This is a genomic window from Methanohalophilus sp. WG1-DM (assembly GCF_004104135.1).
Classification (GTDB): domain Archaea; phylum Halobacteriota; class Methanosarcinia; order Methanosarcinales; family Methanosarcinaceae; genus Methanohalophilus; species Methanohalophilus euhalobius.
In genome coordinates this window covers 112871-133365 of sequence record NZ_RRBA01000002.1, presented here as the reverse complement: position 1 = coordinate 133365, position 20495 = coordinate 112871, and the positions used below count along the sequence as shown (strand labels likewise).

Annotated in this window: 24 protein-coding genes and 1 tRNA gene; 12 read left to right on the top strand and 13 right to left on the bottom strand. The window is 43.9% G+C overall.

Going from position 1 to position 20495, the window contains the following annotated elements:
• The first annotated feature begins 19 nt into the window (after positions 1-19).
• Positions 20-241: a histone family protein gene (locus tag CI957_RS02625; protein ID WP_096713064.1), complete on the top strand. Its 222-nt coding sequence runs from the start codon at positions 20-22 to the stop codon at positions 239-241.
• 2 nt (positions 242-243) lie between these two features.
• Here the strand turns inward: CI957_RS02625 and CI957_RS02620 are convergent, their stop codons facing one another.
• From CI957_RS02620 to mmcA, 10 genes are all read right to left on the bottom strand, one after another.
• Complete coding sequence (locus CI957_RS02620) at positions 244-750, bottom strand: small multi-drug export protein (RefSeq protein ID WP_096713065.1); 507 nt, start codon at positions 748-750, stop codon at positions 244-246.
• Positions 751-759: 9 nt separating this feature from the next.
• On the bottom strand, positions 760-1716 hold the full coding sequence (locus tag CI957_RS02615; protein WP_128754158.1) for a replication factor C small subunit: 957 nt from the start codon (positions 1714-1716) through the stop codon (positions 760-762).
• A gap of 101 nt (positions 1717-1817) precedes the next feature.
• A complete protein-coding gene (locus tag CI957_RS02610) occupies positions 1818-2159 on the bottom strand; it encodes a DUF4870 domain-containing protein (RefSeq protein WP_128754157.1) in 342 nt (113 codons plus the stop codon).
• 4 nt (positions 2160-2163) lie between these two features.
• On the bottom strand, positions 2164-2961 hold the full coding sequence (locus CI957_RS02605) for a Fe-S cluster domain-containing protein (protein ID WP_128754156.1): 798 nt from the start codon (positions 2959-2961) through the stop codon (positions 2164-2166).
• Positions 2958-3545: an Rnf electron transport complex subunit RnfA gene (rnfA, locus tag CI957_RS02600; protein ID WP_096711934.1), complete on the bottom strand. Its 588-nt coding sequence runs from the start codon at positions 3543-3545 to the stop codon at positions 2958-2960. Before rnfA ends, CI957_RS02605 begins: the two co-directional genes overlap by 4 nt.
• A 1-nt stretch (position 3546) precedes the next feature.
• Complete coding sequence (gene rnfE / locus CI957_RS02595; protein ID WP_096711935.1) at positions 3547-4164, bottom strand: Rnf electron transport complex subunit RnfE; 618 nt, start codon at positions 4162-4164, stop codon at positions 3547-3549.
• Between the two features lie 13 nt (positions 4165-4177).
• The gene (gene rnfG, locus CI957_RS02590; protein WP_096711936.1) at positions 4178-4747 is read right to left on the bottom strand and encodes an Rnf electron transport complex subunit RnfG; all 570 of its coding nucleotides are present in this window, start codon (positions 4745-4747) and stop codon (positions 4178-4180) included.
• Positions 4740-5663: an Rnf electron transport complex subunit RnfD gene (rnfD, locus tag CI957_RS02585; protein ID WP_096711937.1), complete on the bottom strand. Its 924-nt coding sequence runs from the start codon at positions 5661-5663 to the stop codon at positions 4740-4742. Before rnfD ends, rnfG begins: the two co-directional genes overlap by 8 nt.
• 1 nt (position 5664) lies before the next feature.
• Complete coding sequence (gene rnfC / locus CI957_RS02580) at positions 5665-7020, bottom strand: Rnf electron transport complex subunit RnfC (RefSeq protein WP_096711938.1); 1356 nt, start codon at positions 7018-7020, stop codon at positions 5665-5667.
• Positions 7021-7034: 14 nt separating this feature from the next.
• A complete protein-coding gene (gene mmcA / locus CI957_RS02575) occupies positions 7035-8618 on the bottom strand; it encodes a methanogenesis multiheme c-type cytochrome (protein ID WP_096711939.1) in 1584 nt (527 codons plus the stop codon).
• Positions 8619-8935: 317 nt separating this feature from the next.
• Here mmcA and CI957_RS02570 point away from each other — a divergent pair, with 317 nt between their 5' ends.
• Positions 8936-9895, top strand: a complete 960-nt coding sequence (locus CI957_RS02570; protein WP_241645840.1) for an FAD:protein FMN transferase — start codon at positions 8936-8938, stop codon at positions 9893-9895.
• On the opposite strand, the gene thpR is transcribed toward CI957_RS02570, so the two are convergent.
• A complete protein-coding gene (thpR, locus tag CI957_RS02565) occupies positions 9885-10430 on the bottom strand; it encodes an RNA 2',3'-cyclic phosphodiesterase (protein WP_128754155.1) in 546 nt (181 codons plus the stop codon). The two genes, CI957_RS02570 and thpR, sit on opposite strands and share 11 nt — an antisense overlap.
• Before the next feature lie 134 nt (positions 10431-10564).
• On the opposite strand from thpR, the gene CI957_RS02560 reads away from it, so the two are divergent.
• Positions 10565-11434 carry a diadenylate cyclase gene (locus CI957_RS02560; protein WP_096711942.1) on the top strand — a complete coding sequence of 290 codons (870 nt, stop codon included), beginning with the start codon at positions 10565-10567 and terminating at the stop codon, positions 11432-11434.
• Here CI957_RS02560 and CI957_RS02555 read toward each other — a convergent pair whose 3' ends face one another.
• Together CI957_RS02555 and rqcH are read right to left on the bottom strand one after the other, a co-directional pair.
• Complete coding sequence (locus tag CI957_RS02555; protein ID WP_096711943.1) at positions 11435-12484, bottom strand: mRNA surveillance protein pelota; 1050 nt, start codon at positions 12482-12484, stop codon at positions 11435-11437.
• An 11-nt stretch (positions 12485-12495) separates the two neighbouring features.
• On the bottom strand, positions 12496-14484 hold the full coding sequence (rqcH, locus tag CI957_RS02550) for a ribosome rescue protein RqcH (RefSeq protein WP_096711944.1): 1989 nt from the start codon (positions 14482-14484) through the stop codon (positions 12496-12498).
• An 81-nt stretch (positions 14485-14565) separates the two neighbouring features.
• Here rqcH and priS point away from each other — a divergent pair, with 81 nt between their 5' ends.
• The 9 genes from priS to CI957_RS02505 all read left to right on the top strand — a co-directional run bounded on the left by priS (position 14566) and on the right by CI957_RS02505 (position 20123).
• Positions 14566-15792, top strand: a complete 1227-nt coding sequence (priS, locus tag CI957_RS02545) for a DNA primase catalytic subunit PriS (protein ID WP_096711945.1) — start codon at positions 14566-14568, stop codon at positions 15790-15792.
• On the top strand, positions 15779-16447 hold the full coding sequence (locus CI957_RS02540; protein WP_096711946.1) for a hypothetical protein: 669 nt from the start codon (positions 15779-15781) through the stop codon (positions 16445-16447). Before priS ends, CI957_RS02540 begins: the two co-directional genes overlap by 14 nt.
• A gap of 26 nt (positions 16448-16473) precedes the next feature.
• On the top strand, positions 16474-16752 hold the full coding sequence (locus CI957_RS02535) for a 50S ribosomal protein L44e (RefSeq protein WP_013038141.1): 279 nt from the start codon (positions 16474-16476) through the stop codon (positions 16750-16752).
• 6 nt (positions 16753-16758) lie between these two features.
• The gene (locus CI957_RS02530) at positions 16759-16935 is read left to right on the top strand and encodes a 30S ribosomal protein S27e (RefSeq protein WP_096711947.1); all 177 of its coding nucleotides are present in this window, start codon (positions 16759-16761) and stop codon (positions 16933-16935) included.
• A 9-nt stretch (positions 16936-16944) separates the two neighbouring features.
• The gene (locus CI957_RS02525) at positions 16945-17742 is read left to right on the top strand and encodes a translation initiation factor IF-2 subunit alpha (RefSeq protein ID WP_096711948.1); all 798 of its coding nucleotides are present in this window, start codon (positions 16945-16947) and stop codon (positions 17740-17742) included.
• 6 nt (positions 17743-17748) lie between these two features.
• Positions 17749-17904, top strand: coding sequence for an RNA-protein complex protein Nop10 (locus CI957_RS02520; RefSeq protein ID WP_096711949.1), 156 nt, complete (start codon positions 17749-17751; stop codon positions 17902-17904).
• A 5-nt stretch (positions 17905-17909) separates the two neighbouring features.
• On the top strand, positions 17910-18689 hold the full coding sequence (locus CI957_RS02515; protein ID WP_096711950.1) for a proteasome assembly chaperone family protein: 780 nt from the start codon (positions 17910-17912) through the stop codon (positions 18687-18689).
• Positions 18690-18691: 2 nt separating this feature from the next.
• Entirely contained in the window at positions 18692-19945 is a 1254-nt protein-coding gene (locus tag CI957_RS02510) for a TIGR00375 family protein (RefSeq protein ID WP_096711951.1), read from the top strand.
• 58 nt (positions 19946-20003) lie between these two features.
• Positions 20004-20123 (top strand) — tRNA-Ser (locus tag CI957_RS02505).
• The last annotated feature ends 372 nt before the right edge of the window (positions 20124-20495 follow it).

Here is a 20495-nt window from a genome sequence, read left to right as displayed (position 1 = left end):
AAAGGAGACATAAGAAAGAATGACAATAATACCAGTTGCACCGGTTGGAAGAGTTATCAGAGAAGCAGGTGCAGAGAGAATTAGTGAAAGTGCAAGTGAGGAGCTTGCCAGGATACTGGAAGAATATGGCATGAAAATATCGACTGAAGCCATTGCTCTTGCCAGGCATGCAGGAAGGAAAACTGTTAAAGAAGTAGATATAAAAATGGCAGTTGATATTGCACGCAAGACACGTGACTAAGTTTAAACTGCAAGACCCATAACACCAATTCCTATCAGTGTGGATATGGTTACTATAAAACCGGCAATCATGACCCCTGCCAGAATGGCAATAAGAGAGTGTCTGAATTTGATTCCAAAAACAAAAGCTGCTGCACAACCGGTCCATGCACCGGTAATCGGAAGCGGGATGGCCACAAACATAACCAGTGCCATGGTTCCGTATTTTTCAAACCTCTTCGAATGGTTACGGTGGGTGCGTGCAAAAAGCCACCCAAAAAACCTGTCTAAAATATAAAAACGCCTGAGCCGGGATGAAACCGGCTCAAGAAACAATAAAAGAGGCACCACTGGAAGCATATTACCAAAAACAGCCAGAAAATATGCTTCCAGGGGAGACATATTGTATAAACCTATAGCTATTGGGATTGCACCCCTGAGCTCGGTTACCGGCAAAGCAGCCATTACTATGGTAGCAAGCCAGGAAGGAACAGAACCCAGTAAACCGATAAGATGGCCACCAAAAAGCATTCAATAACCTTATTCCTCACCTTCAATGGAGAGATGGGCAAGTAAAGCATCCAGCTGGATGCGCTCGTCAGCCCCCTCAGTTATCCTGAAATCGATTTCACCCAGCACATCAACAATTGAGACAAGTTTCCGGGCAGGCATGTCAAGATCAAAGAGAGACCTGTAAACCTGACCTACAACATCTTCACCCGATAAACCCCTTGAAACCATTAAATCATCAAGTTTTTTGCGAGATGAAATAAAATTGCCCCCAAGAGCACTTTCTAAGAGGTCTTTTATTTCCTCAGGGTGAGCCGTGGCAGTAATCCGATAAATACTGTCCGCATGGATACTGGAATCAAACATTGAAGCAGCCTGAACGGCATTTATTGCTTTGCGCATATCCCCTTCTGCAACATATTTGATGGCTTCAATACCATCATCTGCAATATCCAGACCTTCCTTTTCTGCTATATACCGACAACGTTTGCCTATTGCATCATCGGAAAGAGGACGGAACCTGTAAACAGCACATCTGGATTGGATTGGCTCAATGATCTTGGAAGAATAATTACATGAAAGAATAAATCTGCAATTGTTCGTATAGCGTTCCATGGTACGTCTCAATGCAGACTGCGCATCAGGTGTGAGAGCATCTGCCTCATCAAGAAAGATTATCTTAAAATCCGCTCCACCTATTGGAGAAGTTTTTGCAAAATTCTTTATTTTGTTCCTGACCACATCAATACCACGCTCATCCGAGGCATTCAGTTCAGTGAAATTTTCCCGCCAATCATCCCCAAAAAGTTCTCTGGCAATCGATACGGCAGTAGCAGTTTTTCCTACACCGGGCGGACCTGAAAAAAGCAAGTGTGGAAGATTATTGGTTTTTATATAGGAGCGCAATCTTTCAATTGTATCTGATTGTCCCACCACATCTTCAAGCCTGTAGGGCCTGTATTTTTCAATCCATATTTCTTCTTTCATAGCTATCCTCCAAATTCGGCGAGCAAGGGGGAGCAAAAATAAGAGTTAATTAGAGTTTAAATTTTCGCAAAACATGACAGTAGATGAAGCCAGAAATGACTTCATCTGTAAATTTCTTCATAGGCAAGTTTTCCTGAAAAAGGCAACCTGAACTTTGCACCCCTCCATGCCATTATGACAAGTACAAGTGTCAGAAAGAGGGAAAAAAAACCTGCAATATCAGCAAGCAACCAACCTACATATGGAATCCAGGCAATAAGATAGATGCCTATGGAAAGAGGCAAGAACGTTAGTATTGACTGCAATGCATGGAATTGTACAAACCTGTTCTCCCTTTCTATGAGAAGGAAGATAAGACCTGTGATCCAGAAACCCACATAGCAAAGCACGGCTTCAACATTTTCATCCAATCCGGTAACTGTTGAATAACCAAGACGACTCATCAAATCACCTCATTTCAATACAGCCCTGTGGGCATTTTTCCACGCACTTACCACAGGATATACATTTTTCCTGATCGATCTCTGCAAGGAATTTGGTTACATGTACTGCATCCACAGGACATGCCTTCTCACAAAGTTTGCAACCAATGCAACCGTTTTCACATACCGCTTTTACAGTCTTTCCTTTGTCATGGGACATGCAAACTACATGTACCTTTTCTGATTCCTTTGCAAATACAAGGATATCGTTGGGACAGGATTCAATACAAAGACCACAGCTTGTACACAAATTCTTGTTAATTTTGGGCAAACGTTCATCACCAATATAGATAGCATCGAATGGACAAGCCCGTACACAGGTTCCACGGCCCATACATCCGTAGTTGCAACCTTTTTCACCTTCAGAAAGCATCATTACGGCTTTACAATCTTCAATACCCTCATAATTGAATCGGTCCACACAATGTACACCGCCATTGCATCTAACATAAGGGAATTCAGCTTCACCTTCGGAGACTTCCTGACCCAGAATACCTCCTATTTCCTTTGCTACATCAAAACCGCCAACCGGACATCCGGTAAGTGGGGCATTGTCTTCCACCACATGTTCAGCAAAGTCAGCACATCCGGCATAACCACATGCACCACAATTTACACCTGGCAAAATTTCATTTACTTCTTCTACAAGAGGGTTTACATCCACTTTGAATTTCTTGGAAGCAACAATCAACATAACACCGATTGCAAGGGCAAGGCCTCCAAGAGTAGCCATTGACTGGATAAGCAGGGTTGGCATGCTCATAAGGGTATCACCTTGAAGTAATTAACAAAAGCCATTGAAAGCATTGCAGCAATCAGGAATGCCTGGGGAAGGCCCCTCATTGCAGAAGGAACTGGCAGGATGGTGGTTTTTTCCCTGATACTTGACATCATCACCATAACGATTGTATAACCCATGCCTGCCGATATACCAAATACAAGACTCTGCAGGAATGAATATTCATTCATAACGTTCAGCAAAACCACACCTAGCACGGCACAGTTAGTGGTAATAAGGGGAAGGTAGATACCAAGCGACCTGTAAAGGGAAGGAATATTTTTCCGCACTACGAATTCTACAAGCTGCACAAGAGCAGCAATTACCACAATGAAACTGATAAGTCTCAAAAACTGAAGATCCAGTGGAATGAGGACGAAGGTATAAATTACATATGAAACAATCGAAGCCATTGTCATTACAAAAATAACAGCGCCGGACATACCTGCTGCACTCTTGGTATCTTTGGTTACACCAAGGAATGAACACAGTCCAAGAAACTGTATTATAAGGAAGTTCTTTATGAAAAGACCTTCCATGAAAATGGCAAATAAAGCTTTTTCTACCATTTTATTCACCTCTTGCAAGTTTTTTTGCACGCCTGTGATTGATAATAGCCATAAGGATACCTATTGTAAGGAAAGCTCCCGGAGGCAATATCATATAAGAAGCTGGAGACATCATTGGAATGCTCACTATCATCTGGCCAAACACTACAATCTGACCTGTACCCAGAAGTTCACGGATACCACCTATTGTAACCAGAGCCAGCAGGAATCCTGCAGAAATTCCCAATGCATCTATCAGGGAATAAAACATGTTATTCTTATTAGCATAAGCCTCTGCACGTCCAATAATTATACAATTTACTACAATCAAGGGAATAAAAACACCCAGTGCTGCGTATAAAGGAGGTGTATAGGCCTCCATAACCATATCCACGATGGACACAAATGTAGCAATAATGAGGATAAATATTGGAAGTCTTACAGTGGATGGAATATAATTTCTCAAAGCAGAAACCATTAGGTTTGCTCCAACCAATACAAAAGCTGTACCAGCAGACATTCCTATCGCATTATCAACCGATGTAGTTACCGCCAGAGCAGGACATAAACCCAGTACAAGGGCAAATATGGGATTGTCTTTTGTAATTCCACGAATGAATTCGTTGAATGCTTTACTCATAAAATCACCTGTTTTACGTTTCTTGCTCCTCTATTTCATCGATCTTTGCGTTTAATCCGTCCACTACAGCCTGGGAGGATATCGTAGCACCGGTTATGGCGTCAATTGAACCGCCGGCACTAGAGATCTGAAGGTCACCTATGGGGAGTTGACGGAACTGGCCCTTAAAATCCTCTTCCGTAATTTTAGAACCAAGACCCGGGGTTTCAGAATGCTTCATTACTTCCATTCCTGTAACTTTATTGAAAGAAGCATCTACCCCACCGGCCAATTGAATCACATCCTGAGCACCGGATTGAGTCGTGAAGAAAGCATAACCTACCACATTACCCGATGAATCCAGTGCTTTGTAATAAAGAATCTTGCGATCTCCGTCTTCATTTACCTCATTACCATACACTGGCTCAAAATCAGAAGCAGAAGGGACTACCTGGGACAGGGCTTCTTTTTTGGCTTCTTTTTCATTTTTCTCAAGCTGCTCCTGCGTAGGTACATAAGTCAGGCCTAGCAGTAGAGCTGCAACCAAACTAACAAGAACCAGCTTTCCTATGATTACTGCAATGTCTTTACGGGACTCAGTCATCAATTTTCACCCCCAGTTTTTCAAGGGGTATTTTATTCATCATTAAGCGGTATTTACGCTGAAGAAAGGATTCTTCCCCGAATGAGCGAGGCAAAGTGTTATTATCAATAAATGATGCTACACAGTTTGCCAGGAATATACCATAGAAAACCGCAAATACATAGTTTGCAAAGTGACCATATATCACAGTCAACAGACCACAGAGAATACCATAAATTATTCTTCCGTTCTTTGTCACGGGAGATGAAGGAGAATCAGTTGCAAGGAATAACACACCAAATATAAATGCACCAGTTACCACATGACCGATCTTATCCCCAATCAACAGGGCAAGCACAAGGGTTGTCAACGCATAAAAAAGCGGGATCTTCCATTCTACATATCTTTTAAAAATCAAATATAATCCGCCAACTAAAGCAATCGGGGATACACCGACAAGCATACCTGCTCCATTTTCCAGAAACAGATCGGATATGCCACCCAATTCGGGGAAAGATACAGGATACATAGCAGACCAGTAAGCCAGTTGCAGGAAAACCCAGGCAGCAAGCACAGGATTGAAAATGTATGAACCTATATCGCCAAAGGCGTGTTTTCCGATAGCCACTGCAAAAAAGGCGCCTACTATCGGAATCCATATAGGAGCTTCACCTGGCACCAGCAGGGCAACCATTAGCCCGATCAATGGGGCATGGCCATTAGCTACTGTAACTTCCTTTTTGAAGGCTTTCTGTATTACCACTTCCGTAACTACCGCCATACCAATTCCTGCAAGAATAAGGGCAAGGGCATATAGTCCGAAAAAGTAAACTGATACAAGACTTACCGGCAGAAGGGTCAAAAATTTAATCCAGGTTATTTTTCTGAATGTAGTGTCTTGCTTGATATGAGGGGGAGCTGATATTGTAAGAGTCATGTTATTCACTTCCGCATGCACATCCTAATTTAAGATTCGATGATTCCTTTTCAAACATATCTTCATATGCTTTTGCAATCGCTTCCTTGGAATATTGCAGCAACTGCATTATGTGTATTTTGCTGGGACAGACCGAGGAACATCTACCACATTCTATACAATTTTCCACATGCATCTGCTTGCATTCATCAAAACGACCCTGATTTGCAAGAGCTGCTATCCTGTTTGGGATCAGGTCGACGGGGCATACATCGACACAACGGGCACAATGGATACATTCCTTTGAAATATCCTTTAGTACTTCATCTTTACCCTGAACTATAATAGAGGTAGTCATTTTGGTAACCGGGACCTCTTCCTCATACTGTGCCACTCCTGTGATTACGCCATTTGAAATCAGTTTCGCAGGTTCACCACTATAACCACCACAGGCTTCGATGACATCTCTGAAAGTAGTACCTATTTTTACCAGTAGATGTTGAGGATTATTCACCTGACCGGATACAGTAACCACCGTTTCTATATATGGCATTCCGGTATTGACCAGGTCATGAATGGCTTTTGTGGATTTCACTCCACATATAGCAACCCCTGCGCTGGCCGGTGTGCAACGGAAAGGTACTTTCCTGCCTGTCACATTATAAGTGAAATATTCAAAAATATTTTTGCCGTATATCTTGTCCTGTGAAACTACGATAATATCAGTATTCTGGTCATTGAAATAATAATCAACCCTTCTTTTACCGATAAGAGGGGACACCATTATAGTTTTACCTTCATAATCCAGCCCATCAAAGGCATCGATTGAATCCTTATCATCATTTCTCAAAACAATGACCCCCCGGCTGGCACCGGCAGCTTTCATCAACAATCGGAGCGAATCAAGCATCTGTGATGCGTATTCCAGAGGAGTTTCATAATTATGACCAACCCATTCCGATGCGGTGGCATTGATCAAGACTGTATCTATATCACAATCCGGAGGATTCAATACTAGGTGAGTGGGAGTACCGTAATTTTCCACGATACCTGCCTCTTTGATAGCCGAGATTAATTGTTCCTTACCGGAATCTTTGAAGGGAGTGAAATCTTCACATTCTGTTTCTTCTATGGGCTGTATAACTACGCTGTTTATCCTGTTGCCGGATGGATGTGAACTTTCCTCAACTGAAACCACTTCCCCGCAGACGCTGGAATGGATTGCAGCACATTTATCAGAAGGACACTCACCGATCTTCTGGCCAACCTTAACAACTTCCCCTTTACTTACAAGAGGTTCACAAATGTCTCCTTTGTGCTGCTTGAGAGGAATAATCATTTTTTCAGGGATTGTTTCCATTACATTAATTTCTGCCATTTGGTACCAGCTCCTTAGAATGCAGGCTCCCTTTCTACCTCAGGTGGCTTTGCCCCGGGTATTGTAATATCTATGGTCTTTGCAGAGAAATTGGTAGGAGGATCTGTTTCTGCGGGATCACTGTCATATCCAAGAGCCGCCCAGTCAATTACAGGCTGCACTTCATGACAGGTCAGGCAATCCGGCCTTTCCTCAAAGTGGACTTGCTGAAGGGTTTCCGAAGCAGAGACCCCATGACAGTCGTCACACATAAGGGGCTCTGCCATTCCGGTTTCAGACCCTGCAATGTTGTGTCCCAGCTTATAGTGAAGATCAACCTGCCTCAGGACAGCATTCGGATAATCCGGTGTACCGTCACTGTCACCATCATAAGCCTGCATTTCTTCAGAAGTTACCGTCCCATCACCATTTGAATCAGCTGCCTTTACCTCAGGTGTCGGTATCGGATCTCCTTTAGAAGCACTAGTATTAGGATTGTTAATGACCTCAGGATCCTGGCCTGCGTCCCACCAGCTGCCTGTCACTACATTGAAAGGAGCAAGTTTTACATCACTGTCATTCTTGCTGTCAGGTACCTTGACCTCACTTTCCTGCACACCATCGGACCAGGCAAGTTGTGGAGTAAAGTTTTCCATTCTGTAAGAATCCACACGTTCGCCCGAAGACCAGTTAAAAGACTTAAGGGGAGTTGTCCCGGGCAATTCACCCCCGGGCAGGGCCGGGATATGACACGACTGGCATTCCAGGAATTCCAGGTGTGCATCTGCAATTGGGCCGTGGGAGATTCCCTCATGACAATCTGCATCCTCACAGCTCTTCATGGTCACCGATTCACCATGCACCGACTCCTCTTGTCCACTGCTAATCTGATTATCTTCGGTTTCCGATTCAGGTATTTCACTACCGGCAATGATGTGCTCCTTTGCAGTGTGACATTCCACACAATTGACTTCAGCGTGAACATCATATTCTTCATAATCCTCTGAAGCCCACATCACAGCAGTTGTCGGTACATCCTTTGCATGGCAACTGTCTATACAGGAGGTTTTGGCAGGAGCTGCGTTCACAGCATCATGGAAAGCTACAAGCATTGGCAGAGGTGTTACCACATCCAGAGTATAAGTGGCCACATGTATGGGATCCTGCTGGACCACAGGAATGGCGTCTTCCATAGCAGCATCGTTAGCAGCGGAGAAATTACCTGATTCAAAAGCCATTGCTCTCTTTTCAGCATCATATAAGCCATATTGTTCATGGCAGCTCATACAATCGATATCAACACCATATTCTTCCAGTTCACCCCCGCCCGGATGATAGCGACCATATTCTTTGACCCACTGTGTTTCTCCCTGTACATCAACATTATAATTGGTTAGGGGTTCCCACTGGGCGATGTCCCTCTGTACATGAGAGGATTCGGCAACTTCTTCATACACACCCATATGACAGCCACCACAACTTGAGTTTGTCCATTCACCATCTGTCATATAGTGCTGTGCAAGAAGATCGTTTCCACTGTATCCCAAATACAGGTTTATCCCTGCTAATACAAGGATGATAAATGAAATCGCAACGAGACTTGCTTTTAAATTTGCCATAAAGATCACACATTATAATTTTGCAACTTCTTCAGATACTGGTCATAATACCAATCGAGCCATTCAGGCAACAATATATTCCTTCTATATAACCTGCTTTCATATTAGGCATCCGCCATTGTGGCGAGTATATAGCCATAAAGCAGGAATGATGACATAATCATGATTCGTTATTATTAAGGCAGAACTGACCAATTGAATATATTTATAGATTTCGAATTAAGCTTAAGATAAAACACCTCATTTCCCTTCGCATGAACCCGAAATACCTGTTAATTCTTACATTAATAATCATTATAACTGCTGGGTTTGCATACGTGCAATCCACCTCAGAAGATAATTCTGAAGAATACCGTACATATAGCCAGACAAGAATGCTGATGGACACAGATGTCACAATAACTGTTGTGGATAACAGTGAAGTACATGCATACAAGAGCATTGAAGATGCTTTCATGAAAATGGAAAGAGCATCCAATTTGCTTGATTCCTATAACAGCAGCAGTGAGATTTACAGACTCAACGAGCACAAGGAAATCCAAAATGCCAGTGATGATTTAATATACGTAATTGAACGCGGAATTTATTATTCACAGATCAGCGACGGGGCATTTGACATAACTGTAAAGCCTGTACTGGACCTGTGGGCAAGCAAATTCGGACCCAATAAACCTAATATTCCCCCTACAGAAAAAGAGATAAACAACACCCTTTCCCTCGTAAATTCCTCGAATATTACCATAAATGACAACACAATAATTATTGGAAAGAATATGGGAATCGTTCTTGGAGGAATTGCCAAGGGATATGCTGTAGACAGAGCAATAGTGAGCCTGCAGGAAAACGGAATTGACAACGGATTTGTCAATGCCGGCGGAGACGGACGATATATAGGAGAAAAACCCGATGGACAGGAGTGGTCTATCGGGCTTCAGGACCCCGATAAGAAAGGAAAACCAATAACAATAATCAATGCCCGCAATGTAGCTGTTGCGACCAGCGGCAACTACGAACGCTACTACAACAAATCCGCCAGCGTATCACACATCGCAGATCCCCGCACAGGCTACCCGGCTTCACACCTGATCAGTGCAACGATAATAGCTCCTACAGCCATGGAGGCAGATGCACTTGCAACTACTGTTTTTGTGATGAAAGAAGAAAAGGGGCTTGAAATGATAGAAAAACTGGAAGGTGTGGAATGCCTCCTTATAAATAGTGAAAAAGAGATTAGCAGGTCAAGCGGGTTTGCTAAATACGAACAACTTAAAGATTGAACTGCCGGAGGGTTTCATATACAGGCCCTTCTGGAGTCAATATACTTTTTTTTAGCCTGAAATTGTCAACCGTAAATTTCCCGAATTCGACATCCTCCATTTCCTTAACTGTACTGGTAAACTGGTTCATATTGGAGCGAGGAATGTGTCTTATTCGTGCAATGGTTGCATGAGCGGTAAATTCACGCGAATCGGGTTCAAAACCTTCTTTTTCAAGGTAGTATTCAACCTGCTTATGCAAAGGGTCAAAATTACCTTCGGTACCAAGCCATAATACACGCGGTTTTCTGACATTGGGGAACACCCCTGCCCCTTTTATAAGGCATTGGAAAGGCTCACAAGAAATATTTTCAAGTGATTGTTCTATATCTGCAATTTTGCCTTCATCAACTTCGCCCAGGAATTTCAAGGTAACATGGACAAGTTCCGCAGGGACAATTTTCATTTTTCCCAGTTCCCTGAAACTTTCCTGCACCTCTTTTACTATCTGCGCAAAATCCACCGGCAACTCCACAGCAACAAATGTTCTTACCAAACCAAATCACCATAGTCAAATTAATGGTATTCTTTAATAGAATAACGACACAGGATACTAAACCTTATTTTATTATATAGACAAAAATTAATAGTAGCAAAAATATAATCTAAATAAAAGAAAACGGGGATGAAATGGACACCGCTGACATACTTGTAAAATCCGCACTTGAAACTGCAACACAAATTAAAGCCTCTGCAATAATAGTATCAGGAGAAGTTGACAGGAATTTATTTTGTTGTGACATACCCGTCTACTTTGCTGCAAACCCATCGAGAAGTGCCGTTGAAAGCCTGATACCTCTTGACGAAGAAGAAGGAAGGTTAAAACAAATTGTCAACCAGATCCAGAGAGATGCCGCGGTTTCCATAGAAGATGTAGAAAATGCAGCAGCTATTGAAGAGGCAATCGGGAATATCAAAAAAGGAAAGGTTGTAGGACTGGTAATTACAGATGATTCAGGTGCTGTAATTGTCCACAATATTTCAGGGAATCCACTCTTAAAAACCCTGGAAAAATTTGAACAGAGAGTCTCCCCTGAAGTAATAAGAGCAGTTCTTAAAATTGCCCTGGAAATTGCTTCCACAGGCAGGGAAGGCAGCCCAGTAGGTACAGCTTTTATAATCGGTGATCTTGAAGAAGTGATGCAGCGCTCCCACCAGATGATCCTTAACCCTTATTCAGGCCATCCTGAAGATGAAAGGAATATCTTAAAGAAAAACAACCGGGAATCCATTAAAGAATTTGCTCTGCTTGATGGGGTATTTATAGTATCTAAAGAAGGAATAGTGCATGCCGCAGGTCGTTATCTGGATGTTGATGCAAAGGACATAGGGATAAATAAGGGATTGGGAGGCAGGCATGTATCAGCAGCTGCTATAACCAGGGACACCGTGGCAGTTGCAATAACTGTCTCAGAAAGTGGTGGCACAATCCGGATGTTCATGGACGGCAAGGAAATGGCTTTTATAGAATGCAGCGACAGGGCCATTCGCAAACACTGATCAAACCTTAAATCTCAGGAGTGCGGCAATTCCACCAAGCGCTTCCAGTTTTTGACCTGGTTCAAACTCTGTACTGAAAACCACAAGCTTGCCCTGAGAATATTCTACATTCCTTATGAAAGAATCAATTCCTCCACCTTCGCCTTTTTCCCGTTCATGCAGCAGGAATTCATCGGAAATGAGAAGCGTTTCAATTGCACCGTAATTGTTGGCCCGTTTAACTTCCTCCACTCCATAAACAACCTTGCCGTCCATAGCTATTTCCTTTAGCAGGGAATCCATGAGGGATGCTTCCCGTGCTATACGGGATTGTTCCATAATCCTGTCAACCGCCCCTCTGCGCAGCACTTCCTGAAAACCAGATGTGCCTATCGAGGAAGTATCCTCCACGATAATCCCTGCTGCAAGCTCAGGCTCATTTGCTTCAACATATTTGAGAAAATCATCCTTGGTAAAGCCGGGTCCTGCAACCACGACAGACTGAGAATCTGAAACTACATATTTGAGCTTGTTAAGAATCTCATTGAAAAAGACTTCTCTTAAAGTGCCTTCCCCTTTACCCGAAGACTGGCAGATGTGGGCATAGGATTCCACACCATAATGGCGCACAAGCCCGATGTCGGCATCCCCCTCCTCGACTGCAACAATTATTACTCCCGGTTTTTTTGAGGATGCCTCTGCCTCATTGATCCTTTCAATCTGGTCTTTTTTCCAGCGCTTTATTATGGAAATATCAACGCCGTCCTCGACATTCAGGGTATGATAAGAACCGGCATCCATTCCGTGCTCAATGGGACCATGGATCCTGAGACGGTTGGAAAATTTATGGAATTCCAGGTTTTCGACCCTGATCCCAAGTCGCACAGTCTTCTTCTCAGTCTTTTCAGGGCGGATCTTATCATTTGCAGAATCAGATTTGCGTTTGGTCAAGGCGAATACAAGGTCTCCTTTCTCGATTATGTACTTAAGGTGCCAGAGGTCATCCAGTGTCTCCGGTACGACGGTGATCTCCCCTTCATTTCCTTTCAGGTTTTTTTTGGTAACTCTCATACAATCACGATTCACTCTTTGATATCTGATTCACCCGGAGGCAGTACGTTGGCGATCTTGTCAGGGGATGCTATCTGTTTTACAAAATGCACATCCTTTATACGGTCCACATATATACGATAGATCTTCTTTGCTATATCGTTCTGGTTGAATTTGCCGGGTGTCAGTTCAACAACATGTTCACCCCTGGACCTCACAGAAGCCACGGGACCTCCGATTACCCGGGTCTCAGGTTTGAGTTCCAGACCCACCGCAGCCCTGACTGGTACATCCCTGTAATAATTTCGCTCACCCCGGATAATAAAGGAGCCTTTCTTAAGGTACTCCCCGGCTTCCGGTGTCTTTGTGACCTGTTCGGGATAGATCCAGTAGCAATCCCCGCTAAACTGTCCTCCCTTCCAGATACTTGAGAATGAAACCACGAATTCGGATGCTTCCTGCAAAGTTGTGTCGGGAATGTCCTTTCCCCCTGTCTTGACAACCGTAATCGGGGCTCCTGGTGCCTGAGTATGGAATACGATATCCCGTTTTTCCATGTACTTCTTTACAAGTTCCTCATTGGTTGTGGCATCCCTGCCACCTACCACAAGGAAACCATCTGAAGAATAGAACCAGCGGAAACGTTCATACCAGTGTTTCTTATGCACTACCTTGAAATGCTTTTTAGGTGCAGCTTTTTTCTTTTGCATTGCCTTTTTCGTATCTTCGATTGCAGCAAGGGCCCCTTTACGCTTCTTTTCCAGTTTCTTGGCTTTCTCATAATAGCGCATGGCATTCTGGGGAACTGTCAGCCGTACATCAATATTCACCTTCTTGCCGTCAAGGTCCAGCAGTACAAGACCCTGTGAACCATCGATATTTATTATCTTTTTAGCCGCAGGCAGTCCATCCTTTGCATCCGAGATAATTGACTGGATTTCCTTCCAGGAATAATCTTTTTCACGGGCATCAAGCAGGGTTTGCAGTAATAGCTCTATGTCCTGATAGTGTTCATATATCTTCTCAGCAATGGAGGTATTTTTCTCTATATCCGTCTCAAATTTCTTGATGGCACTCTCTTGTTGTTTGAGCCTGCGCTGGAATACGTCTTCTGTTTTTTCTTTCACAGAGGCTTCCTTTTTTTGTTCCAGGGATTTTGCAGCTCTTTTGCCAAAGAAATCATCCAGTGCCTTATTGAATGAATCATAGTAATTCTTTTCAAAGGCTGTGTATTTTTCAAGATCAAAGGGTACTACATCAAAGGTTTCTTTTGAACCCGGTTTGCTGACAGTACAGGGTTTTAACTGCCCTTTTTCCAGAGGGGAGAAAAGGACACCCATTGCTTCAATCAATTTAGAGGCGACCTGCGGATTAACTTCCGAAGCAGGAAGGGTTTTGTCGATACCACTTCGCAGACAGACTTCTTCTGAGAGGATGCCTCCCAGATTAAAACGCGTTGCCAGGGTTCGTACTACATCAGAATCGGAATGTGAAAACACTTCACACAATTGGTCCTCATTCACATCAAGAGGTGTCAACTGCGCTTCAGGGTACTGATAGATCTCACCACTCCTGATACGCCTGCCCTTAAAAGTAACAGGGTTCATAGGCAGAATGATTTTTCTATCGCAGTCAAGCAATATTATATTGCCCTGTCCAAATATCTCTATGACAAGAACGGTCTCATCGTCCCCTCTTTTTATACCAATCTCAATAATACGGTCAAAATCATATTGCCTGAAATAAGTTATACGCCCTCCCATTATATGTTTACGTAAAAGCATAGGAAAAGATTGCGGATTTTTAGGGCTGGGAGGAATATATTCACTAAGGTGCAATCTGCTTCCGGCCTCAATTAAAAGATTGGCCTTACCTTTCTTAAAAATATAGAGGTGGATACGCAGCAGGTTCTCACCGGGCTGATAAATCTTGCCGATCTTGGAATCGACCAGGGAATCCTCCCCTGTACCAAGTTCCGTTGCCAGTGCTGCCACATCCGCACTTGTCATCTCTTCTTTCATAAACTGTACTAATTGAGGAAGGGGCTATAAAGTTTTGTGCAATAGATTAATATCCCCGATAAAAATTAGAGATGGAGAAAGATGAACACATCAACAAAACGCTATCTCAAATCAAGGTTCCATGATTATTACAGGGAAGCAAAGATACATGTTCCCCATTCCCTGACCAAACGTGAATGGGGATTCATATCGTATGATTCCATGCCTGAAACCATGATGTACAGGCATAAGGCATTCGGTACGGGAGGAGAACTCAGAGACTATCTTGTATCAATGCAACCGGCCCATGTGTATCACTCGGTTGCCTTTTATGATTATCCCGATGCACCCACAATGAAAGAGAAAAAATGGAAGGGCGCAGACCTTATTTTTGATCTGGATGCTGATCACTTGCAGGATGCACCTACTTCCTATGCAGCAATGCTGGAAATGGTAAAGAAAGAATCATTGAGACTGCTGGATTTTCTGGTAGATGATTTTGGTTTTGACGAAGATTATATAAAAGCCGTCTTTTCCGGTGGAAGGGGGTACCACTTCCATATAACTGACCCTCATATATGGAATCTGGAAAGTTCCCAGAGAAGGGAAATTGTGGATTACGTGGGAGGAAAGGGGATTAAATCTGAATATTTCTACCAGAAAGAATTCATGATCGGAGACCATGGAACCGGCACACGAACCTTCAACGATCGAACGGAGATACTTTCCAAGTATGTCATCAAAAATCCCGATACAGGATGGGGAAAAAGACTTGCTGAGTATATTGCCTCATATCTTGAAGAAGAAGGACAAAAGGAAGAAAAAGAACGTTTTGCGGATATAAAGCACATAAAAGGATTCGGCAAAAAAACACAGCAACAGATGAACCGGATATCCAAAGACAGTAAAGCCCTGGAAGACATACGCAGAGGAAGACTGGATTTTGGGAAAATCAGGGATTTCAAAGCCATAATGGCCCAATTTTTTGATAATACAATCGACCAGCATCGTGTCACGCTGGCGGGATCGGCACAGGTGGACGAACCGGTCACCGCAGATATAAAGAGATTGATACGATTACCGGGTTCCCTGCATGGCGGCTCCGGAATGAAGGTAATTCCATTAAGTCTGGAAGACATAGAGGATTTCAAACCACTTCAGGATGCTGTTGCTTTTTCGGACAGGCCGGTAACGTTAAAAGTCATAAAACCTTTTGAAGTACAAATGATGGATCTGGATATCCGGGTTGAAGAAGGAGTACAGGAACTTCCCGAATATGCAGCAGTGTATTTAATGTGCAGAGGGGTTGCCGAATATGGATCGTACTGAACTAAAGAGTATTCTCCGTCAGGAAAACAGCTCGTCTTTAAATTCCCTTCCCTACAATTTTTATGAAAAGGTTGATGAATATATAAAGGAATTGGAAGAGGAAATCAAAAAGATCAACAATCCGCGATCAGTTGAATCAAAGATTTTAGAAGACGAAATGCAAAGTGCCCTCAATGATGTGGAAACGATCTTTATCAGGAGAATCCGAAAAATAACATCCAGAGCAACTTCAAATGCATTTTCCAATATCTCATCCAGACAGGATCTCGACAAACTCCTGGAATCCGAACGCAAAGTTTTTGAGGCCACCCTTTCAGCAATCCAGATTGCAAGATCCGAATTGCTCGAACCTATCATGAACCCCCAGGATAGACAGGACAAGGGATTTGCGAAAGAAAGTATAATATCTGATGAAGCAGATGAAGAAGAGGAAATCGGGACCATCTCGCAGGAACTCCCTGCAGAGGAAGAAACGGGCAAAAACAATATAAGTAAGGAATACTTTGTTGTCCGAATATTGAAAGACCTTCCTACCATAAAAGCGATGGATAATCTCAATTATACACTTGCAGCAGAAGACGTTGTGGTTTTGCCTTCCATGAATGCTCAGGGACTGGTAAAACGCGGTGCTGCATATCCAATAAATCAGGAATGAAAATCAACATTAAAGGTGTGAAGATAATGAAGATCCCAAAAAGGTTCAGAACATACTGCCCTTACTGCAAAACCCATACAGAACATGTTGCTGAAAAGGTTAAAAAAGGCAGGGAATCAATGACCACACGTATCAGAAGGCAGAAGAAAAGGCATACTGGTATAGGAAACAGTGGGAAGTTCTCCAAGGTCCCAAGTGGTGACAAACCAACAAAAAGAATTGCCCTGCGATACCGTTGCAGCAAGTGCAACAAGGCACATCAGAGACCCTGCTTCCGTGCAAAGAAATTCGATTTCAAGGAGTGAGCATAAATGGCCGAACCAAACAGCAGATTTTTGAAAGTAAAATGCAATGATTGCTCCAATGAGCAGGTTATTTTTGGCAGTGCAAGCCAGAAAGTAAACTGTCTTGTATGCGGCAGGACCCTTGCAGAACCAACTGGTGGAAAATCTACAATTACAACACATATACTGGAAGTACTCGAATAAGGGATATTAATGGACAACAACAAATGGCCTGAAGTCGGTGATTTCGTAGTCTGTGCGGTAAAAAATGTCACTGACTTTGGCGCCTACACGACTCTTGAGGAATACGACGGAAAAGAAGGATTCATCCATATATCTGAGATTAAGGCAGGATGGGTCAAATATGTCAGGGATCACGTCAGGGAAGGACAGAAAATTGTCTGCAAGGTCCTGAGAGTAGATACCTCACGTCGCCATATTGATCTTTCCCTCAAGGATGTAAATGAGCATCAGAAAAGGGCAAAGATCCAGGAATGGAAGAACGAACAGAAGGCTGAAAAATGGCTACAGTTCGTCGCAGAAGACGCAAGACTCGACAAACAGCAACTTCAGGAAGTAGAAGATGCTTTTGACACAGAATTCGGAAGCAAATATTCTGCCTTTGAAGAAGCTGCCATGCGCGGGGAAGCTGCCTTCAGCAACCTCAAGATCGATAAAAAAGTTGTTGAAATCATTATCAAACTCGCACAGGATAATATCAAACTGCCGTTTGTGGAGATTGCCGGACATATAGACCTTACAAGTTCTGCACCGAACGGGATCGAGATCATCAAGGAGGCCTTACGGGCCGCCAATGAAGTGAAGATGGAAGATGTCCGTCTGGATATAACATATACCGGTGCACCCAGATATCGTATCAGGGTGATAGCTCCCGATTATAAGATTGCAGAATCTGTCCTGAAAGAATCTGCAGAAAAAGCCATCGAAAAAATAGAATATCTTGGCGGAGAAGGTGCCTTCCACAGGCATGCGGAAACTGCCAAGGCGTGATAACGATTGGGTAAAAAGATTTTAAAATGCATTTCCTGCGGGGAATACACCCTGCAGGAAACGTGCCCCAAATGCGGGGGAAGGACCATCAAACCTTCACCTGCACGCTATTCTCCCCGTGACCCATACGGGAAATATCGCAGATTGAGCAAAAGGAATTGATTCCCATGCAGAATACAAAAATCGTGCGTCAAAATACTGAGATTGAAATTCAGGATTCTACCCTGCTTGTCGGCCTGCCGGGTGTGGGACATGTAGGCAAACTTGTTGTTGATCATCTCATCGAACAATTCGAAGCAGAAAAACTTCTGGAAATATACTCCACCTCTTTCCCGCCCCAGGTACTTGTGGATGAAAATAGTACTGTGAGGCTTGTAAGTAATGCATTCTATACATTTCAGGTAAATGGCAAGGATATTCTGCTGCTTGCAGGAGACCAGCAGAGTACAAGTTCAGAAGGGCATTACGAACTGTGTGACCTGTACCTGGATATTGCCGAAGAGTACGGAGTTTCCAGAATATTTACCCTCGGAGGATTCCCAACGGGACAGCTGGATCATGTTGATGAAGTCCTGGGTGCCGTTAATCAGGAAGACCTTACAGAAAGTCTTAAAGAGCATGGAGTCACCTTCAAGGAAAAAGAGCCCAACGGCGGAATTGTTGGAGCTTCGGGACTCCTCCTTGGCCTGAGCAAATTCAGGGATATTAATGCTGCATGCCTTATGGGATACACATCCGGATATCTCGTTGACCCGAAAAGTGCCCAGTCACTGCTTGCTGTGCTGAGCAGTATACTTGATATCGAGGTTGATATCAGTGAACTTGAGGAACGTGCTAAAGAGATGGAGAAAATCGTGGCCAACCTTGTAGAAGCAAAACAGCAGCAACAACAGCAACAGATGCTTCCTGAAACACCAACGGACGAGGATCTGGGCTATATCGGATAAACATGTTGATCAATGCCGACCTGCACCTGCATTCCAAATATTCCATGGCCTGTTCCCAAAAGATGGAACTGCCTGTAATGGCCCGGGAAGCCGCTAAAAAAGGAATCAATCTTGTGGCAACAGGAGATTGCATACATCCCAGATGGCTTTGTGAGATCAAGGAATATGCACAGGATGACGAGACGGTCGCCATTGATGATACTTCTTTTATTCTTACAACTGAGATAGAGGACAAAAACAGGGTACACCATCTGCTGCTGGTTCCCTCCATATCCAAAGCAGAGGAACTGGCGGAAAAGGTGGCCGGATACGGGGATCTCGCCGTTGACGGCAGGCCAACGCTGAAACTGGACGGAGGCCAGATTGCAGAGATTGCAACCGATGTCGGAGCCCTCATCGGCCCTTGTCATGCGTTTACCCCCTGGACTGCCATGTATGCCTACCATGACAGCCTGGAAAGTTGCTACGGGGATATGACTGATAATATTGCCTTCCTGGAGTTGGGGTTGAGTGCTGACAGTGATTATGCAGACAGGATAGAAGAACTGCAGGACCTGACATTCCTTTCAAATTCGGATGCCCATTCCCCCTGGTCCAACAAACTGGCCCGGGAATTCAACCGCCTGGAGGTGCCGGATGTCTCCTTTGAAGGTGTGGAAAAGGCAATCCTGAGGAAAGAGGGGTATGGCTGTGCGCTCAATGTGGGTTTCTTCCCGCAGGAAGGCAAGTACAATGAATCAGCCTGTATCAAGTGTTACCGGCATTACCCAATGGAAGAAGCAATGAACCTGGACTGGAATTGCCGGGTTTGTGGTGGCCAGATAAAGAAAGGCGTGGCCGACCGGGTAAACGAACTGGCCAACTATGACACCCCGAAACACCCTTCCCACCGTCCGGATTACCTGCACCTGATACCCCTAGCAGAGATCATAATGATGGCCCTGGGACATGCAAGCATCAATACAAAGGGTGTGAACGGGGCCTGGAAGGCTCTTGTGGAGCGTTTCGGCAGTGAGACCGCAGTGCTGCTGGAGGCCGACATCCCACAGCTGGATTTCGTGGACCCCCGGATTGTGAGAAGTATCGAAGCCTTCAGGAATGAGGACGTAATCCTGCACCCCGGCGGAGGGGGCAAATACGGCTGGATCGAGCTGCCCGACAATTTGAAAACAAGCAAAAAATCCGGTTCCCAAAAAACCGACCCCGATGACCCGACACCAGAGGCAAAGAACCAGAAAAGCCTCTTTGATTTCTAATAATTGCGCCCTTCGATACCTTTTTAAGCCATAAACTCCTTCAAAACAAGCACATTGTGCCGGGGTGGCAGAGCGGACTAATCCAACGGCTTACAAAGTTGCCGCGGAGTCCAAACGCGGCAGGCTCGAGACCTGTTTCCCCTAACGGGGTGCTTGGGTTCGAATCCCAACCCCGGCGCTGAAATTACAGTAAAACGTCCTAGTACTTTCACCCAGCTAACTTGGGTATCGATTATGTGCTTTATTAGTCCCAATCTGCATATCCATATGTAGGAGACTTCATTATCATTGAGGGGTTCAACGCAGACGGATCTTATTTTGATGAAGGTTTCACATCAGGTCTTGATGAATATACTTGAATAATTGAGGATTCCATCGACACAACCACAAAGAGCACGGATTACACCTATGACCAGATTGTCCTGACAGATTCCGCTGATTGTACCGGGGAAGCCGGAGTGTTCAAGTATGATCTAGAATCTGGTTTGGATGAGGAATTGACCACTGATGTTTCGGATTACTATCAGGTTTATGCGGAGTTTAGAATTAA

Excerpts from the sequence above, each read along its gene's own strand:
- CI957_RS02540 (WP_096711946.1), top strand. The coding sequence starts at position 15,779 with ATGGATCGTACTGAACTAAAGAGTATTCTCCGTCAGGAAAACAGCTCG.
- CI957_RS02605 (WP_128754156.1), bottom strand. The coding sequence starts at position 2,961 with ATGAGCATGCCAACCCTGCTTATCCAGTCAATGGCTACTCTTGGAGGC.
- CI957_RS02530 (WP_096711947.1), top strand. The coding sequence starts at position 16,759 with ATGGCCGAACCAAACAGCAGATTTTTGAAAGTAAAATGCAATGATTGC.
- CI957_RS02615 (WP_128754158.1), bottom strand. The coding sequence starts at position 1,716 with ATGAAAGAAGAAATATGGATTGAAAAATACAGGCCCTACAGGCTTGAA.
- rnfE (WP_096711935.1), bottom strand. The coding sequence starts at position 4,164 with ATGAGTAAAGCATTCAACGAATTCATTCGTGGAATTACAAAAGACAAT.
- CI957_RS02560 (WP_096711942.1), top strand. The coding sequence starts at position 10,565 with ATGGACACCGCTGACATACTTGTAAAATCCGCACTTGAAACTGCAACA.
- rnfD (WP_096711937.1), bottom strand. The coding sequence starts at position 5,663 with ATGACTCTTACAATATCAGCTCCCCCTCATATCAAGCAAGACACTACA.
- rnfC (WP_096711938.1), bottom strand. The coding sequence starts at position 7,020 with ATGGCAGAAATTAATGTAATGGAAACAATCCCTGAAAAAATGATTATT.
- CI957_RS02515 (WP_096711950.1), top strand. The coding sequence starts at position 17,910 with ATGCAGAATACAAAAATCGTGCGTCAAAATACTGAGATTGAAATTCAG.
- rnfG (WP_096711936.1), bottom strand. The coding sequence starts at position 4,747 with ATGACTGAGTCCCGTAAAGACATTGCAGTAATCATAGGAAAGCTGGTT.
- CI957_RS02510 (WP_096711951.1), top strand. The coding sequence starts at position 18,692 with ATGTTGATCAATGCCGACCTGCACCTGCATTCCAAATATTCCATGGCC.
- CI957_RS02610 (WP_128754157.1), bottom strand. The coding sequence starts at position 2,159 with ATGAGTCGTCTTGGTTATTCAACAGTTACCGGATTGGATGAAAATGTT.
- mmcA (WP_096711939.1), bottom strand. The coding sequence starts at position 8,618 with ATGGCAAATTTAAAAGCAAGTCTCGTTGCGATTTCATTTATCATCCTT.
- CI957_RS02535 (WP_013038141.1), top strand. The coding sequence starts at position 16,474 with ATGAAGATCCCAAAAAGGTTCAGAACATACTGCCCTTACTGCAAAACC.
- rnfA (WP_096711934.1), bottom strand. The coding sequence starts at position 3,545 with ATGGTAGAAAAAGCTTTATTTGCCATTTTCATGGAAGGTCTTTTCATA.
- CI957_RS02525 (WP_096711948.1), top strand. The coding sequence starts at position 16,945 with ATGGACAACAACAAATGGCCTGAAGTCGGTGATTTCGTAGTCTGTGCG.
- CI957_RS02625 (WP_096713064.1), top strand. The coding sequence starts at position 20 with ATGACAATAATACCAGTTGCACCGGTTGGAAGAGTTATCAGAGAAGCA.
- priS (WP_096711945.1), top strand. The coding sequence starts at position 14,566 with ATGAACACATCAACAAAACGCTATCTCAAATCAAGGTTCCATGATTAT.
- rqcH (WP_096711944.1), bottom strand. The coding sequence starts at position 14,484 with ATGAAAGAAGAGATGACAAGTGCGGATGTGGCAGCACTGGCAACGGAA.
- CI957_RS02620 (WP_096713065.1), bottom strand. The coding sequence starts at position 750 with ATGCTTTTTGGTGGCCATCTTATCGGTTTACTGGGTTCTGTTCCTTCC.
- CI957_RS02555 (WP_096711943.1), bottom strand. The coding sequence starts at position 12,484 with ATGAGAGTTACCAAAAAAAACCTGAAAGGAAATGAAGGGGAGATCACC.